19 protein-coding genes are annotated in these 22,552 nt (G+C 62.1%); 6 read left to right on the top strand and 13 right to left on the bottom strand.

All coding sequences use genetic code 11. The annotated features are described in order from the left end of the window. Positions 1 to 24: 24 nt before the first annotated feature. From ACK6BI_RS00745 to asd, 3 genes are read left to right on the top strand one after another with little or no spacing between them, the layout of a single operon-like run. Positions 25 to 1,563 carry an HDOD domain-containing protein gene (locus ACK6BI_RS00745; protein ID WP_409315614.1) on the top strand — a complete coding sequence of 513 codons (1,539 nt, stop codon included), beginning with the start codon at positions 25 to 27 and terminating at the stop codon, positions 1,561 to 1,563. Between the two features lie 39 nt (positions 1,564 to 1,602). Continuing rightward, on the top strand, positions 1,603 to 2,418 hold the full coding sequence (locus ACK6BI_RS00740) for a rhodanese-like domain-containing protein (RefSeq protein WP_409315613.1): 816 nt from the start codon (positions 1,603 to 1,605) through the stop codon (positions 2,416 to 2,418). An 18-nt stretch (positions 2,419 to 2,436) separates the two neighbouring features. Further along, entirely contained in the window at positions 2,437 to 3,297 is an 861-nt protein-coding gene (gene asd / locus ACK6BI_RS00735; protein ID WP_409315612.1) for an archaetidylserine decarboxylase, read from the top strand. Between the two features lie 60 nt (positions 3,298 to 3,357). Here asd and ACK6BI_RS00730 read toward each other — a convergent pair whose 3' ends face one another. Next, a complete protein-coding gene (locus tag ACK6BI_RS00730) occupies positions 3,358 to 3,759 on the bottom strand; it encodes a lectin OAA (protein ID WP_065258757.1) in 402 nt (133 codons plus the stop codon). Between the two features lie 222 nt (positions 3,760 to 3,981). Between ACK6BI_RS00730 and ACK6BI_RS00725 the strand changes: the two genes are divergently transcribed. Next, positions 3,982 to 5,736 carry a molecular chaperone gene (locus ACK6BI_RS00725; RefSeq protein WP_409315611.1) on the top strand — a complete coding sequence of 585 codons (1,755 nt, stop codon included), beginning with the start codon at positions 3,982 to 3,984 and terminating at the stop codon, positions 5,734 to 5,736. Between the two features lie 39 nt (positions 5,737 to 5,775). Here ACK6BI_RS00725 and serB read toward each other — a convergent pair whose 3' ends face one another. Further along, a complete protein-coding gene (gene serB / locus ACK6BI_RS00720) occupies positions 5,776 to 6,990 on the bottom strand; it encodes a phosphoserine phosphatase SerB (protein ID WP_409315610.1) in 1,215 nt (404 codons plus the stop codon). Between the two features lie 134 nt (positions 6,991 to 7,124). Between serB and ACK6BI_RS00715 the strand changes: the two genes are divergently transcribed. Beyond that, positions 7,125 to 8,636 carry an AhpA/YtjB family protein gene (locus ACK6BI_RS00715; protein ID WP_409315609.1) on the top strand — a complete coding sequence of 504 codons (1,512 nt, stop codon included), beginning with the start codon at positions 7,125 to 7,127 and terminating at the stop codon, positions 8,634 to 8,636. 217 nt (positions 8,637 to 8,853) lie between these two features. On the opposite strand, the gene ACK6BI_RS00710 is transcribed toward ACK6BI_RS00715, so the two are convergent. The 9 genes from ACK6BI_RS00710 to ACK6BI_RS00670 form a co-directional block, all read right to left on the bottom strand. Further along, positions 8,854 to 9,564: a membrane integrity-associated transporter subunit PqiC gene (locus ACK6BI_RS00710; RefSeq protein ID WP_409315608.1), complete on the bottom strand. Its 711-nt coding sequence runs from the start codon at positions 9,562 to 9,564 to the stop codon at positions 8,854 to 8,856. A 229-nt stretch (positions 9,565 to 9,793) separates the two neighbouring features. Next, positions 9,794 to 12,058 carry a DNA topoisomerase IV subunit A gene (gene parC / locus ACK6BI_RS00705; RefSeq protein ID WP_065258752.1) on the bottom strand — a complete coding sequence of 755 codons (2,265 nt, stop codon included), beginning with the start codon at positions 12,056 to 12,058 and terminating at the stop codon, positions 9,794 to 9,796. A 7-nt stretch (positions 12,059 to 12,065) separates the two neighbouring features. Next, positions 12,066 to 12,590 carry a TIGR02281 family clan AA aspartic protease gene (locus ACK6BI_RS00700; protein WP_409315607.1) on the bottom strand — a complete coding sequence of 175 codons (525 nt, stop codon included), beginning with the start codon at positions 12,588 to 12,590 and terminating at the stop codon, positions 12,066 to 12,068. After that, on the bottom strand, positions 12,587 to 13,576 hold the full coding sequence (locus ACK6BI_RS00695; RefSeq protein ID WP_409315606.1) for an esterase-like activity of phytase family protein: 990 nt from the start codon (positions 13,574 to 13,576) through the stop codon (positions 12,587 to 12,589). Before ACK6BI_RS00695 ends, ACK6BI_RS00700 begins: the two co-directional genes overlap by 4 nt. Beyond that, positions 13,576 to 15,483, bottom strand: coding sequence for a DNA topoisomerase IV subunit B (parE, locus tag ACK6BI_RS00690; protein WP_409315605.1), 1,908 nt, complete (start codon positions 15,481 to 15,483; stop codon positions 13,576 to 13,578). Before parE ends, ACK6BI_RS00695 begins: the two co-directional genes overlap by 1 nt. 42 nt (positions 15,484 to 15,525) lie before the next feature. After that, positions 15,526 to 16,134, bottom strand: coding sequence for a YqiA/YcfP family alpha/beta fold hydrolase (locus ACK6BI_RS00685; protein WP_409315604.1), 609 nt, complete (start codon positions 16,132 to 16,134; stop codon positions 15,526 to 15,528). A 96-nt stretch (positions 16,135 to 16,230) separates the two neighbouring features. Further along, a complete protein-coding gene (gene cpdA / locus ACK6BI_RS00680) occupies positions 16,231 to 17,046 on the bottom strand; it encodes a 3',5'-cyclic-AMP phosphodiesterase (protein ID WP_409315603.1) in 816 nt (271 codons plus the stop codon). 126 nt (positions 17,047 to 17,172) lie between these two features. Next, positions 17,173 to 17,625 carry a DUF1249 domain-containing protein gene (locus tag ACK6BI_RS00675; RefSeq protein ID WP_065258746.1) on the bottom strand — a complete coding sequence of 151 codons (453 nt, stop codon included), beginning with the start codon at positions 17,623 to 17,625 and terminating at the stop codon, positions 17,173 to 17,175. Next, entirely contained in the window at positions 17,616 to 18,233 is a 618-nt protein-coding gene (locus ACK6BI_RS00670; protein WP_409315602.1) for an NUDIX domain-containing protein, read from the bottom strand. The genes ACK6BI_RS00675 and ACK6BI_RS00670 overlap by 10 nt, the downstream gene beginning before the upstream one ends. 229 nt (positions 18,234 to 18,462) lie before the next feature. Here ACK6BI_RS00670 and ACK6BI_RS00665 point away from each other — a divergent pair, with 229 nt between their 5' ends. Further along, on the top strand, positions 18,463 to 19,209 hold the full coding sequence (locus ACK6BI_RS00665; protein ID WP_065258744.1) for an RsiV family protein: 747 nt from the start codon (positions 18,463 to 18,465) through the stop codon (positions 19,207 to 19,209). Here the strand turns inward: ACK6BI_RS00665 and cytX are convergent. Beyond that, positions 19,178 to 20,470, bottom strand: a complete 1,293-nt coding sequence (gene cytX, locus ACK6BI_RS00660; protein ID WP_409315601.1) for a putative hydroxymethylpyrimidine transporter CytX — start codon at positions 20,468 to 20,470, stop codon at positions 19,178 to 19,180. The genes ACK6BI_RS00665 and cytX overlap by 32 nt on opposite strands. Before the next feature lie 181 nt (positions 20,471 to 20,651). Beyond that, positions 20,652 to 22,541 carry a phosphomethylpyrimidine synthase ThiC gene (thiC, locus tag ACK6BI_RS00655; protein ID WP_409315600.1) on the bottom strand — a complete coding sequence of 630 codons (1,890 nt, stop codon included), beginning with the start codon at positions 22,539 to 22,541 and terminating at the stop codon, positions 20,652 to 20,654. Positions 22,542 to 22,552 lie beyond the last annotated feature (11 nt).

Raw genomic sequence — 22,552 nt, 5'->3', positions numbered from 1 at the left:
AGCAGATCAAGATCCCGTCCAGACATGGCTAATGAAACGAACGTCCCACACGCAATACCGACCACACTCGATGGCTGGGTGAAGCTGCTCGACGGCGTGCGCCTGCCGGTGCCGCAAGAGGCTCACGACAAGGTCTGCCGTGCGATCCGCGACAATCGCAGCTCGTTGCGCGACATTGCCGACCTGATGCAGGACAGCCCGGCGCTGGCCCTGAGCATCATTCGCGAAGCCAACCGCCATACCCAGGGCAGCCTGACCGCACCGGCGGAAAACCTTGAAGTGGCGATCAACCGCCTGGGCCTGGCCCGCACCGAGGAACTGCTGGCACGCCTGCCCGCCAAACCCCAGGCGCAAATCCCCCAGGCCCTGCGCCAGTTGCAGATGATCAGCCAGCACGCCACGCAACAGGCCAACGGTTTTTTCGCCAGTCGCCTGGCGCGCCTGTGGCAGGACATTCACTGGGGCAGCCTGCTGTTTCTGTCGCCGCTTTGGCCGTTGGCGCTGACTTACCCGAAACTGCTCGAAGAATGGGAACTGCGGGTGATCCACAAGGGCGAATCTGCCCGCGACGTGGAAAAACAATTGTTCGGCGTGCGCCTGCTGAAGATCGGTCAGGCACTGGTCGACATCTGGCGTCTGCCGATCTGGGTGCAGCAGGGTTATCGCCTGCTGCTCACCGAACAGCGCGAGCTGGTCAAGGTCTTGCGCATCGCCCGCGACGTCGATCACCCGCTGCGCCAGCAAAATCGCCTGGATGACGACCCGACCCTGCGCAACTGGCTCAATCAGCCGGCCAACACCGTGCTGCTGGCCAACGGTCTGGCGCTGTCGGCGCAACAGGCCTGGGACAGTCCGCACAGTGAACGCTGGCAGTACCTGACCAGCCTCTATCTGCAGATTTCCCTGGATGAAGTGCAACAACAGCTGCACCAGCAAGCTGCCAACAGCGCACGCCGGCATTCGATGCCGGATCTGTGGCATCCGGCGGTTTCGCTGCTTTGGCCGTCGGGCACTCATCGTCTGCCTGCCGGCCTGTTGCCTGCCGCAGCACCCAATGCCGAAGACCTCGCCAAATGGCGCCGGCAATGCGCCGAGCTGCTGGCCGAGCCGAGCCGTTTCACCAATGCCATGCACCTGACCATCGCCGCCCGCGACGCGTTGGTGGCCAGCGGCATGCGCCGGGTGATGATCCTGATGGCCGATCGCACTCAGTCGAGTCTGCGGGTGCAGCAGATTGCCGGTTTGCCGAAGGAAGCCGCTGCGCTCAATTTCGTCGTCAGCCAGAGCACGGTACTGCAACGTTTGCTCGCGCAGCAGGCACAGGTGCGAATCACCCCGGACAACAACGCCCAGTTTTCCGCTCTGCTGCCGCCGTCCCTGCGCACACTGTTCCGGGGCGAACACCTGTTTCTGCGCTCGCTGGTCCATAACGGCCGGGTGATCATGATCGTGGTGGCCGACCAGGGCGGCGGGCCGTTCGCCGACATCACCGTGCAAGCCTTCGGCAAAACCGCGCAGTGCATCGAGAAAGCCCTGCACAGCTTTAGCCAGCGCGGCCAATGACAGCTACAATCCTTCCCCTTTGTGCTCTGGAGACCTCACATGTCTGACTTCTCTGGCCTGGCGCTGGTGATCGAGCCGAGCGACCTGCTCCCGCGCCTCGACGCCCGCAACCTGATTCTGGTGGATCTGACCAGTGCCGCCCGCTATGCCGAGGGTCACATTCCCGGCGCACGCTTTGTCGACCCGAAGCGCACCCAGCTGGGCCAGGCACCGGCTCCGGGCCTGTTGCCGACAAAAGAAAAACTCGAAGAGCTGTTCGGCGAACTGGGCCATAACAAGGACGCGGTCTACGTGGTCTATGACGACGAGGGCGGTGGCTGGGCCGGGCGCTTCATCTGGCTGCTCGATGTCATCGGCCACGACAAGTATCACTACCTCGACGGCGGCCTGCCGGCGTGGCTGGCGGAAGGTTCGCCGATGTCGATCCAGGTCCCGCCTGCGGTCGGCGGCCCGGTGTCCCTGACCCTGCACGATGAACCAACGGCCACCCGCGAATACCTGCAAAGCCGTCTCGGCGCCGCCGACCTAGCGATCTGGGACGCTCGCGGACCGCTGGAATACTCCGGCGAGAAAGTGCTGGCAGCCAAGGGCGGTCACATCCCCGGCGCGGTCAATTTCGAATGGACAGCCGGCATGGATCAGACGCGTCAGTTGCGCATTCGTACCGACATGCCGCAGATCCTGGAAAACCTCGGGATCACCAAGGACAAAGAAATCATCACTCACTGCCAGACCCATCACCGGTCCGGTTTCACTTATCTGGTGGCCAAGGCCCTCGGTTATCCGCGGGTCAAGGGTTACGCCGGTTCCTGGGGCGAATGGGGCAACCACCCCGACACCCCTGTCGAGCTTTAAGGATTTTCAAGGACAGTCATGAAAGAGCGTTTGTTTATCATCAGTCAGTACCTGCTGCCTCACCACTTGCTGTCGCGCCTGGCCGGCTGCATTGCCGAGTGCCGCGTGCGCTGGTTCAAGAATGCCTTCACCATCTGGTTCGCCAAGCGTTATCAGGTGGACATGTCCCAGGCACTGGTTGAGGACGTGACCGCTTACGAGCACTTCAACGCCTTCTTCACCCGCGCACTGAAAGACGGCGCACGCCCTCTGGATCAGACACCGGGCGCGATCCTAAGCCCGGCCGACGGTGCGATCAGCCAGCTCGGCCCGATCGAACACGGTCGCATCTTCCAGGCCAAGGGCCACAGCTTCAGCGTGCTCGAACTGCTGGGTGGCGACGCCGCCAATGCCGCGCCGTTCATGGGTGGCGAGTTCGCGACCGTTTACCTGTCGCCGAAGGATTACCACCGCGTACACATGCCGCTGGCCGGCACCCTGCGCGAAATGGTCTACATCCCGGGCCGGATCTTCTCGGTCAACCAGACCACGGCGGAAAACGTTCCGGAACTGTTCGCCCGCAACGAGCGCGTAGCGTGCATCTTCGACACCGAGCGCGGGCCGATGGCCGTGGTGCTGGTGGGGGCGATGATCGTGGCCTCAATCGAAACCGTGTGGGCCGGTCTGGTTACGCCACCGAAGCGCGAGCTGAAAACCTTCCGCTACGACGAAGCCGCCCGTGCGCCGATTCATCTGGAAAAAGGCGCCGAACTGGGGCGCTTCAAGTTGGGTTCCACCGCGATCGTGCTGTTCGGGCCGGATCAGGTGAAATGGGTCGAGGAACTGAAAGCCGGCTCGCCGGTACAGATGGGTCAGGCCCTGGCACTGTCGAACGCCTGAACCTGCTGATCCGCCCCTGCGCACGTCTGCGAAGGGGCGGACACGACCTGAACGGCGCCGTTACTCTATCTGCCCGCGGAAGCCGATCGGCCCTTCGTTGGCGTAGGTATTGGTGCCACTGAGGTTTTTCCCGCCGTCACTCGAGGTGACATTCAGCGCGATAACATTCTGGTTATCCCGACCGCCGATCACCCATTTGCCACCCGGATGCCAAGGGGCATCGTTACCGCCCCACTGGTTCTCGACGTTGTACTGGTTCTGGCCAGTGCGCTGAGCCTTGAAGCCAATAGGGCCTTCGCCGGCATAGGTCATGGTGCCGGTAAAGGTTTTGCCACCGTCGCCTGACTTGATATCGATGGCGACGACTTTCTGGTTGTCCCGCGCGCCCAGTACCCAGGTTCCACCCGGATGCCAGGGTGCCGAACTACCGCCCCACTGGTTTGCAACTGCGTATTTAGACATGAACCTCATCTCCTTGAAGTTGTTCAGAGACCTGCCCGACGTAAGCGGCAAGCCGTGCAACCGTGCGTTTCCGATCGCACGCCAAAGAGCCTAGTAGCGCCTGAGGAAATGGCATCAGGCCAGCAGACCAACGGTAAAAAAGACTGACAAACGCCTGCGAAACAGACCACAACTGCTAGAGTCTTTGGCATTGCCCTATTCGCCGCCGGAGCTGGTCACGGCATGAGTGAGACTCGACAACCACCTCAACTGAGCGCCCCGACGCCCACTCAATTGCGCCTGTCTTTCTGCGACGCGACCCCGCGCGACCTCAAGCGCTGGATTGCCGGCCTGCCCAAGGCCAACATCGGCGAAACCGCACGCCAGCTCTATCAGGGACTGGGCGAACTCAATCAATTGCTGACGCGCAGCGGCAACCGCCTGCAACTGCTGGAGCTGCTGCGGCCCGAGGTGTATTTCGTCTGTCAGCACCTTGAACGGCACTTTCTGCATCAGGCGATCATGCTCGACGAGCGCTCACGCAAGATCAGCAATCTGTGCCAGGCCCTGCAAGGCCATCTGGCCATCGGTTACAAACAGATCGTTTTGCGTATCACCCCCAAATACACAAAGGACCGTGCAGCCCTGTTGAGCGAGGCCCTGCAACGCGCCGTCCATGCGCTGAAAGGGCAACTGGTGCGCGCCACGCAGCTCTACAGCCCGGCGCCGGAGCAACTGTGGTTTGAGCTGCACCAGTTGTTTCGCTGCGCCTGTGACTTGCAGCTGCAGCATCGTCGGATACGTGATGAACTGGCCAGCCTCACCGGTGAACTGAGCGTCGAACAGACCTATATCGCCGCGCTGCTGTTGGGCAGCGCTCGCTGCAATCAACTGCGGCAGAACCCGATCGCTCAACTCGCACAGGTCATCGAGCCTTGGAGCGCATGGCTGAAACTGCATCCCGGCCATTCGGGCGAAGGGTTGTTTGCCATTTCCCCGGAGATTGACGCCGGCCCGCGTTATCGCAGCAAGTTTCGCAGCGAACAACAGCCCGGTCTGCTTGGCTTCGATCCACAACCACTGGTGAAAGCCATCGAAGCTCACCTGCTGCATCAGGACACTTCGACGCCACTGCCCGTGCCCACCGGCTTGACCCTCGATACCTTGCAACATCTGTACGCCACTTGGGGCGAGGCAGCCGAGCGCAACTTTCAGCGCACCGTCGGCCAGGGCACCCTGACCGTGTGTGTCGGCATGAGCGCCCTGCACTTCTATCTGGGTGGCGAGCGCACGTTCAGCGAACTGCTCAAGCATCCTGGCTCACGCGCCGCGAATTTCAGCCGGACAGTGGCTCAAGGCGAGAAGGACAGCTGGAGCCAGGCCTTCGACGCTGCTCCCCAGAGCAAGGCCGACGAACTTCTGCCCTATGAGGAAATCCGTTACGAACCGCTGGCCGATGACGAAAACGACGCCGACAGCCCGCCGCACTATCCGACTTATGCCCTGCCGGTCATCAACCACAGCCCCGGCGGTTATTGCCTGGCATGGCCCAAAGAGGTGCCTGCCGAACTGCAGACCGGGGAAATGGTCGGTATTCAGGACACCACCCATCAGGGCTGGAGCATTGCTGTAGTGCGCTGGATTCGCCAGGTACGCGGGGCCGGGACACAGATGGGCATCGAATTGGTAGCGCCACACGCCCGGCCCTGCGGGTTGCAACTGGTGCGTTCGCGGGACGAACACAGCCACTACCTGCGTGGTCTGCTGCTGCCGGAAATCAGTGCAATCGATCTGCCTGCGACCTTATTGGCGCCACGTCTGCCGTTTCAGGAAGGCAGCAAAGTGCTGATCAACACCCTGGGCGAAGAGCACCGCGCCGGGCTGGATCGGCGGGTGGCAAGCACACACAGTTTCAATCAGTTTGCCTATCGCTCGCTGGAAGCCGCGCAGGATGGCGGGAGCGAAGAAGATTTCGACTCGTTGTGGAAATCGCTTTGAGCCAGGATCGCAACCGAGGGCTGCGATCCTGTGCACGGGTCAGAGCTGCCCGTCGCGATCCCGGAAGCCCAGCAGGTACAGCACGCCATCCAGCCCGAGGGTGGAGATCGCTTGCTTGGCGGACTGCTTGACCAGTGGCTTGGCGCGGAACGCCACGCCCAGCCCGGCAATCGCCAGCATCGGCAGGTCGTTGGCGCCGTCGCCCACGGCGATGGTCTGCTCCAGACGCAAACCTTCTTTTTCAGCCAGCTGTTTCAGCAGATCGGCCTTGCGCTGGGCATCGACGATCGGCTCGATCGCCACGCCCGTGCACTTGCCGTCGACCACTTCCAGTTCGTTGGCGAACACGTAGTCGATGCCAAGTTTCGCCTGCAGTTGCTTGGCGAAGTACGTGAAGCCGCCGGACAGGATCGCGGTCTTGTAGCCCAGACGCTTGAGTTCGGCGAACAGGATTTCGGCACCTTCGGTCAGGCGCAGGGAGGCGCCGATCGAGTCCAGCACACTCACATCCAGGCCCTTGAGCAGTGCCAGGCGCTCCTTGAAGCTGGCACGGAAATCCAGCTCGCCGGCCATCGCCCGCTCGGTGATCGCCGAAACCTGGTCGCCCACACCGGCGGCCTTGGCCAACTCGTCGATGACTTCGGCTTCGATCAGGGTCGAATCCATGTCGAACACCGCCAGACGACGGTTGCGACGGAACAGCGAGTCTTCCTGGAAGGCGATATCGACGTCCAGCTCCTGGGCCACGCTGAGAAATTCGGCGCGCAAGGCCTGTGGATCTGCGGCTTCGCCACGCACGGAGAACTCGATGCAGCCCTTGCCTTTGTCGGCCGGCGTGTCCAGCGGCATGCGACCCGACAGACGGTCGATATGGTCGATGTTCAGACCATATTTGGCGGTGATCGAACTGACGGCCTGCAACTGGCCGGCGGTGACCTTGCGGGTCAGCAGCGTGACGATATGGCGTTTCTTGCCTTGATTGCCCACCCATTGCTGGTAATCCTCTTCGGACACCGGGGTGAAACGCACCTGCTGGTCGAGCTCGTAGCCCTTGAACAGGATGTCCTTGAGCACCGACTTGCCTTGCTCGGTTTCGGGAATCTCCACGAGGATGCCGAACGACAGCATGTCGTGGATCACCGCCTGACCGATGTCGAGGATATTCACACCACCCTGTGCCAGGACACCGGTAATGGCCGCAGTCAGACCCGGACGGTCGGCTCCGGTGATGTTAATCAGGACGATTTCGCGCAACGCGCACCCCCGCAACTGGAAAAAAACCGCATTCTACCCACTTTCAGTGACCATCGGGCACCGCCAGCGCTTTGCCGGTCTAGGGCCTGTCGCTATACTGCGCGTCAACTTCACGGACAAAAGAGCCGAGCTCAGTGAACCGGCCCACGCCAGTTAAAACCGATAACTTCTTCCTGCTGATCTTCCGTGCACTGCGCCACCGCCGTGTACCGATTGCATTGCGCATTGCCAGCCATAACGTGATCCTGGTCGCTCTGGCCCTGGTGATCTATGCCTGTGTGATGGGCTTGCAGTTCAAGCAGGCCATGCACGAGCAGGCGGATGCCCTGGGCGAAAGCCTGACCACGCAGACCGCTACTTCTGCCACCGAGCTGCTGGTGTCCAACGACATCCTCAGCCTCAATGTGCTGCTCAACAACCTGACCAAGAACAAGCTGGTGGCCCACGCCGCCATCTACAGCGTGGACAACCGCATCCTCGCCGAATCCGGTCAGCGGCCCAAACACGGCCTGCTGGGCGAAGCCGAGGGCATGTACGAGAGCAAAATCACCTTCCAGGACGTGACTGCCGGGCAACTGCGTATCAGCCTGGACATGGACCAGTTCCAGCAGCCGATGACCATCAGCCTGCAGAGCATGGGCATTCTGAGTGCGATCCTGCTGGCACTGTCGCTGGCCCTGAGCCTGCGCCTCGGCCGGCATATCTCCACACCGCTGCTGCAGCTGCGCGTATGGCTGCGCCGGATCGACGAATTTACCCCGGGCACCGAGCGTCAGGACGAAATCGGCGACCTTGCCCGTCAACTGCACGCCAGCTACGCCCCGGAACCGGCCCCCAAACCTGAACCGGAACCCGAGTTCGAGGATGACGACATCGAGCCGGAATTCGAAGTGCGCAACCTGCGCGACCCGAGTTTCGACGAGAGCCGTCCGATGGCTGCGCAAAAGCCTGCGCCGCGCCATGTGGTCAGTACCGTTGAAGACGATGATGACGAAGATCCGTTTGCCGATCTGCGTGACGAATCGTTGAACGAAACCGCACAACCGGCGGTACGCCGGCCGACTCCGAGCGTGCCGCAGCACACGGCGGTACTGGCGGTGCAGCTGGGTTCGCAAGAGCAATTGCGCCGTCTGCCACGGGCACGCCTGGAAGAGCTGCAGGAGCGCTATCGCGATTGCCTGGAGCAGGCCGCTTCGCTGTATCAGGGTGAAATCGAAACCCTGAACGACGGCAGCACGCTGATGCTGTTCCACACCGAAGACAGCGGCGACGATTACCTGACCAACGCCATCTGCTGCGGCGAGCTCCTGCGGGCTCTGGGTCATCAGTTGCAGATCGAAGTCGCCGACAGTGGCATCACCCTGCAATTGCAATTGGGCCTGACCCTGGGCGACGAGCTGTTCGGCCTGAGCCAGATCGACTTGCTGCTGACCGACTCCGCCCAGGACGCCCTGGCCCTGTCGCAGCACAGCCGCAACCTGTTGCTGGTGGAACGCAAGATCGGCGACGACGCGCTGATCCGCCAGCGGGCGCGGATCCGGCCGATTGCCAGCCCTGAGGGGGCTTGCTGTGTTGAGCGTCTGATGGAGCCCTATCCATCGATGCTCGAGCGACAACTGGCGCGGATGCATGAGCGCCGGGCCTGAGGCCTTGATGTGAAGAAGCCCGCAGACGAGTGATTGTCTGCGGGCTTTTTTGTGCGTGGCGTTTTCGTGATTGCGCCTGACCTTGAAGAGCCCCTCACCCTACCCTCCGGGCGGTCCGACGTTTCGGGAGGGCAGGGGTGAGGGTAGCTTTTGATCTTCTAATCCCAGACACAAAAAAGCCCGCGCAAGGCGGGCTCTATCCTGACTCGTTCCAGCCTTAGAAGCGGAACACTTCCATATCCGTACGAATCGGCGAAGCCATCGGGATCTTCGGTTGCTTCTCGGCTTCCACCGCCGGCGCTGCCGGTTTCGATGCCGGCTTGCGTGGTGCTTCGGCAACCGGTGGCTGATTGGCCAACGGCTTGAGCGCGACCGACAGTTGCTCGGCCAGACGCTGCAGCAGAATGCCTTGCGCCTGAACCTGGGAAGCCGTACTGCCACTGTGCAGCTCTTGCAAGTGGACAATGCGGTTGTCACGCACCTGGCCACGACGGTCAAGCAGTCGCCACTGCGCATCGAGAATCGCAGGCTGTTTTGCGCCGGAGTCCAGGCGAGTGATGGTCAACAACACCTGAACATCCGGAGTGAACCCGGTGGTTGCCGGTGCCAGTACCACCCGCTGGCTGTCCAGACGACCGGCGACCTGACGCAACAGCAGTTGATCGATATCCGACGACAGGCTGCCGGCCCAGCGACCATCGACCGCTGCCTGCAGGCTGCCGTCGGGCTGGCGCTGCAACAGGGTTTCACGTTGCAGGTAGTCGGCAACGATTACAGGGCCCAGCAAAACCGCCATGCCCGCGCTTTGCGCAGGCTGAGCCGGACTTCCGCTGTCCAGCTGATACAGCGACACCGGCTGGTGTACGCTGCAACCCGCCAGGCCAAGCACGCCGGCGAGCAGGAAAATAAGGGGGCGCAGAGAAGTCATCATCCCGTCCAGGTGGTCGCCGCAGGCTGACCACAGTGAAAATACTCAATAAATATGAAGATCGCTCGGCCACGCCGGCGTTTGGAAAGGCCATATCATCCGTGAATATGCGCTCCGACTCCAGCGCCAAAGCGCCGATCTACGGGTTAAATCGTAGATCGGGCGCTCTAGAGAGGCGTTCTCACTTGTTTTCTCCTGCATGAGGTTAGTGCGAACGCCCGTTGGTCGCTTAATTGAGATTTTCGACGAGCAGCGCGTCCACCCGCTGGAAGCCCCGCGGCAACTTGTTGCCACGACGACCACGCTCGCCCTTGTAGTGTTCGAGGTCATCGGCTTTCAGCGACAAGGTGCGTTTTCCGGCCTGCAGCACCAGCGTGGCGCCTTCAGGAAGAACGGCGATGTCCGTGACATATTCTTCGCGACTGGCCACACGCTCACCGGAGATGCCGATGATCTTGTTGCCTTTGCCCTTTCCTAATTGTGGCAGATCGCTGATTTTGAAGATCAGCAGGCGACCCTCGGTCGTTACCGAAGCCAGCCAGTTCTGATCACGGTCGGGCACCGGACGCGGGGCAATGACCCTGGCGTTGTTCGGCAGGCTCAACAATGCCTTGCCGGCCTTGTTCTTGGCCTGCAGGTCTTCACCCTTGACCACGAAACCGTAACCGGCGTCGGATGCAATCACGTACAACGCATCGTCCTCGGGCATCAGTACGCATTCGAAGGTGGCGCCAGGCGGTGGTGTCAGACGACCGGTCAGCGGCTCGCCCTGGCCCCGCGCAGAAGGCAGCGTATGCGCGGCCACCGAATAACTGCGACCCGTAGAATCGATGACCACGGCGGACTGGTTGGAACGTCCCGCCGCCGAAGTCTTGAAGCCGTCGCCAGCCTTGTACGACAGGCCGGTGGCGTCGATCTCGTGGCCCTTGGCCGAACGAATCCAGCCTTTTTCCGACAACACGACGGTGACTTTCTCGTTAGGCAGCAGATCGTGTTCGGTCAGCGCCTTGGCTTCTGCGCGCTCGACGATTGGCGAGCGACGGTCATCGCCGTAGGTTTCAGCGTCCTTGAGCAGTTCGCTGCGAACCAGTTTTTTCAGTTTGGCTTCGCTGCTCAGCAGCGCTTGCAGTTTGGCCTGCTCCTTGAGCAGTTCGTCCTGTTCGTCGCGCAGCTTCATCTCTTCCAGTCGCGCCAACTGACGCAGACGGGTGTCCAGGATGTAGTCGGCCTGGATTTCGCTCAGAGCAAAGCGCTCGATCAACTTGGCTTTCGGTTGATCCTCGGTACGGATGATGTGGATCACCTCATCCAGATTGAGATAAGCGATCAGCAAACCGTCCAACAGGTGCAGGCGACGCTCGACCTTGTCGAGACGGAATTGCAGGCGGCGACGCACGGTCAGCACGCGGAACTCCAGCCACTCCACCAGCAAGGCACGGAGGTTTTTCAGCTGCGGCTTGCCATCCAGACCGATGATGTTGACGTTGACCCGGTAGGTCGACTCCAGCTCGGTGCTGGCGAACAGGTGCTGCATCAGCGCTTCGTGATCAACGCGGCTGTTGACCGGAATGATCACGATGCGGCACGGGTTCTCGTGGTCGGATTCGTCACGCAGGTCGGCGATCTGCGGCGCCTTCGATGGCTTGGCCTGCATCAGCGCGGCGATCTGCTCCAGCACCTTGGCCCCGGAGACCTGATGCGGCAGTGCGGTGATGATGATGTCACCGTCCTCGACGTGGTAGACGGCGCGCATGCGCACCGAGCCCTTGCCGGTTTCGTACATTTTCAGCAGGTCGGCGCGCGGGGTGATGATTTCCGCTTCGGTCGGGTAATCCGGGCCCTGGATGTGTTCGCAGAGCTGTTCGACCGTGGCTTTCGGCTCATCGAGCAGGCGCACGCACGCCGTGGCGACTTCGCGCAGGTTGTGCGGCGGCACGTCGGTGGCCATGCCCACGGCAATACCGGTGGTGCCGTTGAGCAGGATGTTCGGCAACCGGGCCGGCAACACCAGCGGCTCCTGAAGAGTACCGTCGAAGTTCGGGCCCCAGTCCGCCGTGCCCTGGCCCAGCTCGCTGAGCAGCACTTCGGAATAACGCGACAACCGTGCCTCGGTGTAACGCATGGCGGCAAAGGATTTCGGATCGTCCGGCGCACCCCAGTTACCCTGGCCGTCCACCAGCGTGTAGCGATAGCTGAACGGCTGGGCCATCAGCACCATCGCTTCATAGCATGCCGAGTCGCCGTGGGGGTGGAATTTGCCGAGCACGTCGCCGACGGTGCGCGCCGACTTCTTGTGCTTGGAATCGGCGTCCAGCCCCAGCTCGCTCATGGCGTAGACGATACGCCGCTGTACCGGTTTCAGGCCGTCGCCGATATGCGGCAGGGCACGGTCCATGATCACGTACATGGAGTAGTTGAGGTAGGCATTTTCGGTGAAGTCAGCCAGCGACCGGCGTTCTACACCGTCCAGGCTGAGATCAAGGGAGTCGCTCATGCGGGCCTCATCGGTTCGTTGTCTGGCGCAGCAGCATGGTGCCACCGCGCTGGGTAAATTCAAGTTTGTTCAGGGCGCTCATGCCGAGCAGCACCTGATCGCCATGCAGACCGGGTGCCACCAGTGCGCGGACGTCCCGCAGCACGATGTCGCCCAGTTGCAGGCGGTCGATACGGGTGCGATAGCCCTGGCTCAGGCCGTTGGCCGTGCTCAGGGTCACACCGAAACCTTCTTCCAGTCGAAGGTCTTTAGCCACCTCGGCCGGAATTGCCACGTCGGTCGCGCCGGTGTCGAGCATGAACTCCACCGGCCGGCCATTGATCAGTCCGCTGGCGACGAAATGTCCCTGGGCGTTACCCGCCAGTTTCACTTCGATCACGCCGCCCACCTGCTGCGAATTGACCACCACATTGGGATTGCGCTGGCGGTCTTCCCACTGGCCGAAAAACCGTGTGGCCAGAAACAGGGCCGCGCACCAGGCCAGAATCATCAACACCCGACCGGCGTGCTTGCCCGGTGGCTGCTGACTCAAGGTCTGGCACTCCAGCCACCCTCGGGAGCGGCGAAACGCCAGACGATCGGGCGGACTTCACCATCGGCACGGGGGCCGAAATTATTGTCGACGCCAACCCATGCGCCATCGGCATCGATGACCAATGCCTCTTCCAGTCCGAAATTCTGTGCGTAACGACGATTGCTCTGCAGCAGCTCGGCCGCGTACGACCAGCAAAGCTCGACCTTGGCCGTTTGCGGATCGCGGCGGCAAATCTGGTAAGCGTTGCGTTCCAGAGTGAACAGTTTGCCGTTGAACAGGGACAGGTCGGAAAAGTCCCGATTGACCGGTCTGGCCTTGGGAAACTGCGGTGGCTGCATTTCCATTCCGCCTTCAGTCAGGAGCACGCAGCGGCCATCGCAGTCCCACACCGTTTGCTGGCGTTTGATCATCAGCAAGCCACGGTTTTGCCGTTCGGCGGCCAGCCACATCTGATCCCCCGCCGGGTTGATCGCCAGGCCCTCGAAGATCGCATTGAACTGCAGCAGCATGCCGCTGGCCCGCGCCTCGCGGACCATCATCGGCGAGATTTTCAGCCACGATGACGGCCCCTGCGGCGGCACTTGCAATACGGCGGCGTGGCCTTCGCTGACAACGTAGCGATTGCCGGCACTGTCGCAGGTGATCCCTTCGAAATCCAGGTCACCGCCGCGAACGAACGACGCCGCCCAGGTCCGCGATTTGATGCCCCACGGCAAACCGCTGTCGGGCACCGGCGGCGGATCGATGCGCACGGCCGTGGCCTGCCAGACCGGGTTGCGGGTGTCGAGGCGATAGATCTGATCGTCGTCCCGGTCCGAAACCGTCCACAGTTCGTTGCCGCACGAGGCCAGCCCCGAGAGGTTGCCGCCACGCATGCCTTCGACCGGATGCTCGGAGAGCACGCGCAGTTCCTGCACGGGCTCCGCCGATACGGTCATCGAGCCCAGCAGCAACGCACCCGCCAGGACCGGGCCGAAGCGCATCAGACCAGGACCTCGGCCAGGTTGCCCTTGGACTCGAGCCAGGATTTGCGGTCACCGGCGCGTTTCTTGGCCAGCAGCATGTCCATGATCTCCGAGGTCTGAGTGAAGTCTTCGCCAAGGGTCAACTGCACCAGACGCCGGGTGTTGGGGTCCATGGTGGTTTCACGCAGCTGCGGCGGGTTCATTTCACCCAGGCCCTTGAATCGGGTGACCTGTGGCTTGCCGCGTTTCTTCTCGGCCACCAGACGGTCGAGAATCCCGTCACGCTCGGCTTCGTCGAGGGCGTAGTAGATTTCCTTGCCCAGGTCGATGCGGTACAGCGGTGGCATCGCCACGTAGACGTGACCGGCCTCCACCAGCGGACGGAAATGCTGGACGAACAAGGCACACAGCAAGGTGGCGATGTGCAGGCCGTCGGAGTCGGCGTCGGCGAGGATGCAGATCTTGCCGTAGCGCAACTGGCTCATGTCCTCGGCACCCGGATCGACACCGATGGCCACCGCGATGTTGTGCACTTCCTGGCTCGCCAGCACTTCACTGCCGTCGACTTCCCAGGTATTGAGGATCTTGCCGCGCAACGGCAGGATCGCCTGGAACTCCTTGTCCCGCGCCTGCTTGGCCGAACCGCCGGCGGAATCACCTTCCACCAGAAACAGCTCGGAACGCATCGGATCCTGCCCGGCACAGTCCGCCAGTTTGCCCGGCAGCGCCGGCCCCTGGGTGATGCGTTTGCGCTCGACTTTCTTGCTCGCTTTCAGACGCCGGCCAGCGTTGCTGATCGCCAGCTCCGCCAGCGCCAGACCGGTTTCCGGGTTGGCGTTGAGCCACAGGCTGAACGCGTCCTTGACCACACCTGAGACAAACGCCGCCGCCTCGCGGGACGACAGACGTTCCTTGGTCTGACCGGAGAATTGCGGCTCCTGCATTTTCATCGACAGAACGAAGGCGATGCGTTCCCAGACGTCCTCCGGCGCCAGTTTGACGCCACGCGGCAGCAGGCTGCGAAATTCGCAGAACTCGCGCATCGCGTCGAGCAGCCCCTGACGCAGACCATTGACGTGGGTACCGCCCTGCTCCGTCGGAATCAGGTTGACGTAGCTTTCGGTGACCGAGGTGCCACCTTCAGGCAGCCACAGCAGGGCCCACTCGACCGCTTCCTTGGCGCCGGCCAGGTTGCCGCAGAACGGCGCGTCCGGCAGGCGTTCGAATTCGCTGACCGCGTCGACCAGATAGGAGCGCAGGCCATCTTCGTAATGCCACTCGACCTTTTCACCGGTGCCTTTGTCTTCGAAGCTGATCAACAGACCCGGGCACAGCACGGCCTTGGCCTTGAGCACGTGCTTGAGACGGCTGATGGAGAATTTCGGTGAATCGAAGTATTTCGGGTCAGGCGCAAAGTGCACGCTGGTGCCGGTGTTGCGCTTGCCGACGGTGCCGATCACTTGCAGGTCGGTGGCCTTGAAGCCGTCGGCGAAGGTCATTTCATATTCGTTGCCGTCACGCTTGACCCGCACCCGCACCTGGGTAGACAAGGCGTTGACCACGGAAATGCCCACCCCGTGCAGACCGCCGGAGAACTGGTAGTTCTTGTTGGAAAACTTGCCGCCCGCATGGAGCTTGGTGAGGATCAGTTCAACGCCCGACACACCTTCTTCCGGGTGAATGTCGACCGGCATGCCGCGCCCGTCGTCGCAGACTTCCAGCGAGTGATCAGCGTGAAGGATGACCTGGATCGACTTGGCGTGGCCGGCCAGGGCTTCGTCGACGCTGTTGTCGATGACTTCCTGGGCAAGGTGGTTCGGCCGACTGGTGTCGGTGTACATGCCGGGGCGCTTGCGCACCGGGTCGAGGCCCGAGAGGACTTCGATGGCGTCGGCGTTATAGGAGCTAGCGCTGGGAGTGGCCATAAGGTCTCGTCGTCAGTGATTCAATGAAAATGGGGCAAGGCTTCACAGTGTGTTGAAGTCGATTGCCTGATAGGTATCGGCGCCAATCCCGGCAAAGCTGAGCAATGCCGGCAATTGTGTAACAAATCCCTGGAAACTGTGGTCGCCACCGGCCTGAATGCGCAAGGCACAGGCGCGGTAATACTGCTGGGCATGGCGATAATCCAGCGTTTCATCCCCGGTCTGCAACCATACCTGATAACGCTGCGGCTCCTGCGGCGCCGGCACTTCCAGCTCGGCCAGGGCCGTCACATGGTCGTGGGTCAACTCCCAGGTTTCGTCGGTGTACAGGTTTTTCTGGGTGCCCAGGTATCCGTCGAACATCCGGTGCGGACTGACGGCCGGGTTGACCAGCAGGGCTTTCAGGCCATGGCGCTCGGCCAGGTGAGTCGCATAGTAGCCGCCGAGCGAGCTTCCCACCAGCAACGGCCGGCCCAGTTCGGCGATTGCCTGCTCCAGCTGACCGATGGCTTCCCGGGGGTGGTGGTGCAATGCCGGGACACGCAGTCGATCGCTCAGACCCAGCCGCTCCATCACCTCGACCAGCTGACAGGCCTTCTTCGAAGCCGGTGCGCTGTTGAAACCGTGGATATAGAGGATTGAACCGGACATTTGAGCTCCCTGGATGTCGGCTAAAGAAAGCGGAGTTTACAGGGAGTCGAGGGTCGTTGGGCCAGCACCCGGGGAAATCAGCGCTGTGCCCCGGAATCAGTAACCGTTGGAGCCGTAATCGACCGTGAACCGGAAATCGGTGACACGCTCCACACCCGTCTCGATCCGCCCGTCCGGCAGCAGTCGCAACCAGCGATAGCCCGGCGCCTGTTCGCCGACCTTGAAGTCCTCGCTGCCTGGCTCGAACTGAATGCAGGTCGATGGCGAGGCGATCAGCCGCACGCCGTTGCGCTCGCGATCGATCTCCTGATGCACATGCCCCCAGAGCACGGCGCGAGCTTGCGGGAAACGGTCGAGCACGTCGAAAAAGGCTTCCGGATTGCGCAAGCCGATCGGCTCCATCCAGGCGCAATCGATCGACACCGGATGATGGTGGAAACACACCAGATGATGCCGCTCCGGCGCCTCGCTCAGGGCGCGGGCCAGCAACTGCAGTTGGTCATCCTGCAAGTACCCCGGCACCGAACCCGGCACAGCCGAATCGAGCAGGGTCACGCGCCAGTTGCCGATGTCCACTATCGGTTCCAGCAGCGCACTCTGCACCGCGGCCATTTGCATGATCTGCGGTTCATCGTGATTGCCGGGGATCCAGCGGGTCGGTGCCTGGATCTGCGCAGTCAACTGGCGAAAATGCTGATAGGACTCCAGTGTGCCGTCCTGGGACAGATCGCCCGTGGCGATCATCAGATCGATTCGCGGCTGTTGCTCAAGCACCAGCTCAATGACCTTCTGCAGGCTCTCGCGAGTCTTCATGCCCAGCAGTGCACCGTCCGCCTCGGCGAACAGATGACTGTCGGACAGTTGCACCAGCATCGCCGCATCGGCGGTGGTCAGAGTCGATACGCTCGGCAAGGCGTTCTCCCAGGGCTGAATCGCCGGATCGGACAGGTTCGCAATTATGCTGGGGGATGCCCCCGGGAAGAAACCGCCGAACCGGACGCAGTTCACAACTTGCCGCAGTTATCGAAGCGATCGGCGCTAGCGAACGGCGGCGTACTCGTGACCGCAGGCCAGGCAATGGCTCAGCCATTCGCCGAGGAACAGATTGAGCTGGGATTTTTCATCCGGCTGGTGCATGGCCGCGTTCGGGTAAGGATAGATGCCGCGAAAGCGCCGCGCATGTTCGGCACTGATCACTTCGGCCATCCGCGCATCGTGGTAGACCTGCACTTCCAGCTGCGGCACCGGCAGCCACGGCAGGCTGTGCTCCTGCCGCACTTGCAGGGTCGTGGTGTACGGGCAGGTCTGCAACACTTCGATGGCCAGCACGCCGAGCATCTGATCGCCCTGGGTCACGGCGATGCGCCGCGCTTCAGGATGGCGGCGCATGTCCGGCAACAGTCGCATCAGGCGCGCGTAGTTGGCCTCGCAGGCGGCCTGCAGGCCCGCAAGGTCGACACGATAGCGATCGCGCAGTTTGTTTACGACCATAGCCCCCTCACTTCGGCGCGATTGAGCGCCAGCCACTGCAAGGCGATGATGCCCGGCGCATTGGCAATCCGACCGTCGCGTACGGCCTGCAGGGCATCTTCGAAGGCCCAGACCGTGACACGGATATCTTCCGCTTCTTCCTCCAGCCCATGCAGGCCGCCCACGCCTTCGGTGCTGCAACGCCCCAGAAACAGATGCACGAACTCGTTGCTGCCCCCTGGCGACGGGAAATACTGCATCATCGGCCACAACGCCTTGATGTCGAGCCCAGCTTCCTCCTGCGCTTCACGGCGAGCAACTTCTTCCGGCACTTCTTCCTTGTCGATCAGACCGGCGACCAGCTCCACCAGCCACGGGTTGGCGGTCTTGCCCATGGCGCCGACGCGAAACTGCTCGATCAGCACCACCTCGTCGCGTTGCGCGTCGTAAGGCAGCAGGCATACGGCGTCATGGCGCACGAACACTTCACGATTGATCTCGCGGCTCATGCCGCCGGCGAACAGTTCGTGGCGCAAATGCACACGGTCGAGCTTGTAGAAGCCCTTGTAACATTGCTCGCGCCGCACGATGTCGATGGCGGCTGGAGTGGCTTTGGCAAGATCGGTCATGGGCATCCTCGTTTACTGCAGATCCAATACGAGGTTCCTTTTTTGGGACGGGCCACCTCGACTTCGCGCCATCCTAACGCGCCCGCGACGTTTGATGCAGCCCCTTTACCGTCAGCGGGATGGACGGTGGAGGCGAAACCCACTCTAATTAGCTTAGTGGCGAACTGACCGCTTCGTTGAGAGTCGAAGCGGTAACTTTTTGCCTTCCCCTGCTTCAGAAAGGACGCCCATGTCGCTTTTCAAAATCGCCTCCGTGGCGGCCATCGCCCTGACCCTGGGCGCCTGCGCCAGCCTGTTCCAGCCCAACTACCGCACGCCGCTGGAAACCACCCGCGACGCTTCGGAAACCCTGAAACCCGGTTGTTCCAACCCTGACTGCCCGCTGGTGAATATTGATACCCTGCACTTCCCGGCCGAACCTGCGCTGGACGGCATCATCGAAAAACGCCTGCTGCAATTTACCCGCACCGAGCCGAACGCACCGGTGGCGCCGACTCTGGCGGCTTACCGCGAGCAATTCCTGCGCACCGCCGGGCCGCGCAACAGCAGCTATTTGCAGGCGAAAGTACGCGAGCAGCATGACGGTCTGGTGATTATCGAAGTCTCGAGCTACCTCGACACCGGTGGCGCGCACGGCACGCCGGGCCGTGGTTTCATCAACTATTCGCGCCAGCAGCACAAGGTGCTGAGCCTCTCGGACATGTTGGTGCCAGGCCAGGAAGACGCCTTCTGGAAAGCTGCGCAAGTGGCGCATAACAGCTGGCTGATCAGCACCAAACTTGATCAGGAACCGGAGTACGTGAAGAACTGGCCGTTCGTCAAAACCCCGCATGTGGCACTGACCTATGGCGGCGTGATCCTCAAGTACGACGTGACCACCATCGCGCCTTATGCGCTGGGCCACGTCGAACTGAAGATCCCTTATCCGCGCCTGAACGGCATCATCAAACCCGAGCTGTTTCCCGGCCGTAACTGAAAGCCCGGCCCAGCACCAGTTGCAGCAGCCCTGCCAGGACCAGCGCCGGCAGGGTTGCGCCGACATCCGGATAGAGATTGGCCAGCAGGTGGTAAGTGCTGATGCCACCCAGCCAGGCCAACAGCGCCGGCCAGCGCAATGCGGCCGATGCCACCTGAGCGCTGCGCTTGCGCAGGATGAAGTGATCCACCAGCACCACGCCGAACAGCGGCGCGAACACCGAGCCGATCAGCAGCAGGAAATTCTGGTATTGCGCCAACGGCGCGAGCAGCGCGATCAAGGTGCAGATCACACCGATGACCAGCGCCAGATGCTCGACCTTCAAACGCAGCAGAATCCCGCTGGACACCGCCGCCGAGTGAATATCGGCAAAGGCGTTTTCCGACTCGTCCAGCAGAATCAGCAACAGTGGAATCCCAAGGCCGGCACCGGCCAGCGCCAACAACAGCGCGTTGACTTCACCGCTCGGCGCGAACGCCAGCGTATAGGCGACGCCCAGGCTCATCAGCCAGAAATTGCCGATGAAGAATCCGATGGCCGTGCCGCCGAATACGTTCTTCGCCCGCTTGCCGAAACGCGAGTAGTCAGCGATCAGCGGCAGCCACGACAGCGGCATGGCGATAGCAATGTCGAAGCCCACGGCGAACGGCATCGAACCATCCCCGGCCTGTGCCCACAAGGCAGCCAGATCGGCCTTGGCGAACAGGTTCCAGGTCAGCCAGATGCAGGCGGCGAGAATCAGCCAGATTCCCCATTTGCGCAGGATCTTGCGCACGAATGTCAGCGGACCGCTGACGGCGAGCAACGTCGCCAGCGCACCGAAGCACAACGTCCACAACATCGGGCTCGCCCACAGCGAACCTTCGCTGAACGCTCGGGTGCCGAGCAGGCTGGCGGCGTCGCGCATGACGATGATTTCGAACGAACCCCAACCGATCAGTTGCAACAGATTGAGCAGCGCCGGCAGGCTCGCTCCCTTGCTGCCGAGGCTGAGTTTCAGTGCTGCCATGGACGACAGACCGGTGTCGCTGCCGATCACGCCGACGGCGGCCAGCAACAGGACGCCGACCAGAGTGCCGAGGAAGATCGCCAGCAGCGATCCCGACAGGCCCAGCCCCGGCGCCAGCAGCGCACCGGTCTGCAAGACCATCAGGCCGATGCCGAGGGAAAACCACAGGGAAAACAGATCGCGACCGCCGAACACACGCTTTTCGGCGGGCACGGCGAGATCGGGGGAATAGGTACCGGGTTGAATGCTCAAGGGTGTTATCTCAGAGGGACATTTGTTGTTTTTTTGATCGCCATCGCGGGCAAGCCCGCTCCCACAGTGTTTTGAGCTGCTCACAGGATTGGTGTTCAGCGATGATTCTGTGGGAGCGGGCTTGCTCCGGGCGGCGTTCCGACGATGACGGCGGCGCGAGCGCCGCCGGACTCAGGTCCGATCAAACCTTCCTGTACAGCTGACTGCCTTCCTTCTTGAACCGCTCGGCCTGTTCCGCCAGGCCCTGGGCGACGTCCACGTCGACCGCGTCGATCCGCTGGTTGGCCGCGTATTCGCGGACTTCCTGGGTGATCTTCATCGAGCAGAATTTCGGCCCGCACATCGAACAGAAATGCGCGACCTTCGCCGAGTCCTTCGGCAGGGTTTCATCGTGATACGAACGGGCGGTGTCCGGGTCCAGGCCGAGGTTGAACTGGTCTTCCCAACGGAACTCGAACCGCGCCTTGCTCAAGGCGTTGTCGCGGATCTGCGCGCCGGGGTGGCCCTTGGCAAGGTCGGCGGCGTGCGCGGCGATCTTGTAGGTGATGATCCCGGTCTTCACGTCATCCTTGTTCGGCAGGCCCAGGTGTTCCTTCGGCGTCACGTAGCAGAGCATCGCGCAACCGAACCAGCCGATCATCGCCGCACCGATGCCGGAGGTGATGTGGTCATAACCCGGTGCAATGTCGGTAGTCAGCGGGCCGAGGGTGTAGAACGGCGCCTCGTCGCAGCACTCCAGCTGCTTGTCCATGTTCTCCTTGATCAGTTGCATCGGCACGTGACCCGGACCTTCGATCATGCATTGCACATCGTGCTTCCAGGCGATCTTGGTCAGCTCGCCCAGGGTTTCCAGTTCGCCGAACTGCGCTTCGTCGTTGGCGTCGGCAATCGAGCCCGGACGCAGGCCGTCGCCCAGCGAGAAGCTGACGTCGTAGGCCTTCATGATTTCGCAGATTTCCTCGAAGTGGGTGTAGAGGAAGTTTTCCTTGTGATGCGCCAGGCACCACTTGGCCATGATCGAACCGCCACGGGACACGATGCCGGTCACGCGCTTGGCGGTCAGCGGCACGTAGCGCAGCAACACGCCGGCGTGGATGGTGAAGTAGTCGACACCCTGCTCGGCCTGTTCGATCAGCGTGTCGCGAAACAGCTCCCAGGTCAGGTCCTCGGCCACGCCATTGACCTTTTCCAGCGCCTGATAGATCGGCACGGTGCCGATCGGAACCGGCGAGTTGCGGATGATCCACTCGCGGGTTTCGTGAATGTGCTTGCCGGTGGACAAGTCCATGACAGTGTCCGAACCCCAGCGGATGCCCCAAGTCAGTTTCGCCACTTCTTCTTCGATGGACGAACCCAATGCACTGTTGCCGATGTTGCCGTTGATCTTCACCAGGAAGTTGCGGCCGATGATCATCGGTTCCAGTTCGACGTGGTTGATGTTGGCCGGGATGATCGCGCGGCCACGGGCGATTTCCTCGCGCACGAACTCAGGGGTGATTTCCTTCGGAATGCTCGCGCCGAAGCTGTGGCCGGCGTGCTGCTGGTTCAGCAGACCGGCAGCGCGGGCCTCTTGCAGTTTCATGTTTTCGCGGATGGCGACGTATTCCATCTCGGCGGTGATGATGCCTTTGCGCGCATAGTGCATCTGGCTGACGTTGGCCCCGGCCTTGGCCCGGCGCGGGTTGTTGACGTGGGCGAAGCGCAGCTTGGTCAGCTCCGGATCGGCCAGGCGCTCCTGACCGAACTTCGAGCTCAGGCCCGACAGACGCTCGGTATCGCCACGGTCGTCGATCCACGCCGAACGCACGTCCCCCAGGCCTTTGCGGACATCGATCACCACGTTCGGATCGGTGTACGGGCCCGAGGTGTCATAGACGGTGACCGGCGCGTTGATTTCGCCGCCGAAGTCGGTCGGAGTCACATCGAGGGTGATTTCGCGCATCGGCACGCGGATGTCCGGGCGGGAGCCCTGAACGTAGACTTTCTGCGAACGGTTGAACGGTTGAACCGACTGCTCGTCGACCTTGGCCGAGTCACTCAGGTTGATCGCGTTTTTAGATTTTGTAGTCATCACGGGCTCTC

The sequence above is a fragment of the Pseudomonas sp. KCJK9016 genome (assembly GCF_046231795.1).
In the GTDB taxonomy this organism is placed as follows: Bacteria; Pseudomonadota; Gammaproteobacteria; order Pseudomonadales; family Pseudomonadaceae; genus Aquipseudomonas; species Aquipseudomonas bananamidigenes.
The sequence above is the reverse complement of the archived record's forward strand: the minus strand, read 5'-3'. Positions and strand labels throughout refer to the sequence as shown.

Coding starts and splice junctions, on each gene's coding strand:
- ACK6BI_RS00730 (WP_065258757.1), bottom strand. CDS start 3,759: ATGTCTAAATACGCAGTTGCAAACCAGTGGGGCGGTAGTTCGGCACCC.
- ACK6BI_RS00740 (WP_409315613.1), top strand. CDS start 1,603: ATGTCTGACTTCTCTGGCCTGGCGCTGGTGATCGAGCCGAGCGACCTG.
- ACK6BI_RS00665 (WP_065258744.1), top strand. CDS start 18,463: ATGTCGCTTTTCAAAATCGCCTCCGTGGCGGCCATCGCCCTGACCCTG.
- ACK6BI_RS00695 (WP_409315606.1), bottom strand. CDS start 13,576: ATGCGCTTCGGCCCGGTCCTGGCGGGTGCGTTGCTGCTGGGCTCGATG.
- asd (WP_409315612.1), top strand. CDS start 2,437: ATGAAAGAGCGTTTGTTTATCATCAGTCAGTACCTGCTGCCTCACCAC.
- ACK6BI_RS00675 (WP_065258746.1), bottom strand. CDS start 17,625: ATGGTCGTAAACAAACTGCGCGATCGCTATCGTGTCGACCTTGCGGGC.
- parE (WP_409315605.1), bottom strand. CDS start 15,483: ATGGCCACTCCCAGCGCTAGCTCCTATAACGCCGACGCCATCGAAGTC.
- ACK6BI_RS00725 (WP_409315611.1), top strand. CDS start 3,982: ATGAGTGAGACTCGACAACCACCTCAACTGAGCGCCCCGACGCCCACT.
- ACK6BI_RS00745 (WP_409315614.1), top strand. CDS start 25: ATGGCTAATGAAACGAACGTCCCACACGCAATACCGACCACACTCGAT.
- ACK6BI_RS00710 (WP_409315608.1), bottom strand. CDS start 9,564: ATGACTTCTCTGCGCCCCCTTATTTTCCTGCTCGCCGGCGTGCTTGGC.
- thiC (WP_409315600.1), bottom strand. CDS start 22,541: ATGACTACAAAATCTAAAAACGCGATCAACCTGAGTGACTCGGCCAAG.
- ACK6BI_RS00670 (WP_409315602.1), bottom strand. CDS start 18,233: ATGACCGATCTTGCCAAAGCCACTCCAGCCGCCATCGACATCGTGCGG.
- parC (WP_065258752.1), bottom strand. CDS start 12,058: ATGAGCGACTCCCTTGATCTCAGCCTGGACGGTGTAGAACGCCGGTCG.
- ACK6BI_RS00685 (WP_409315604.1), bottom strand. CDS start 16,134: ATGTCCGGTTCAATCCTCTATATCCACGGTTTCAACAGCGCACCGGCT.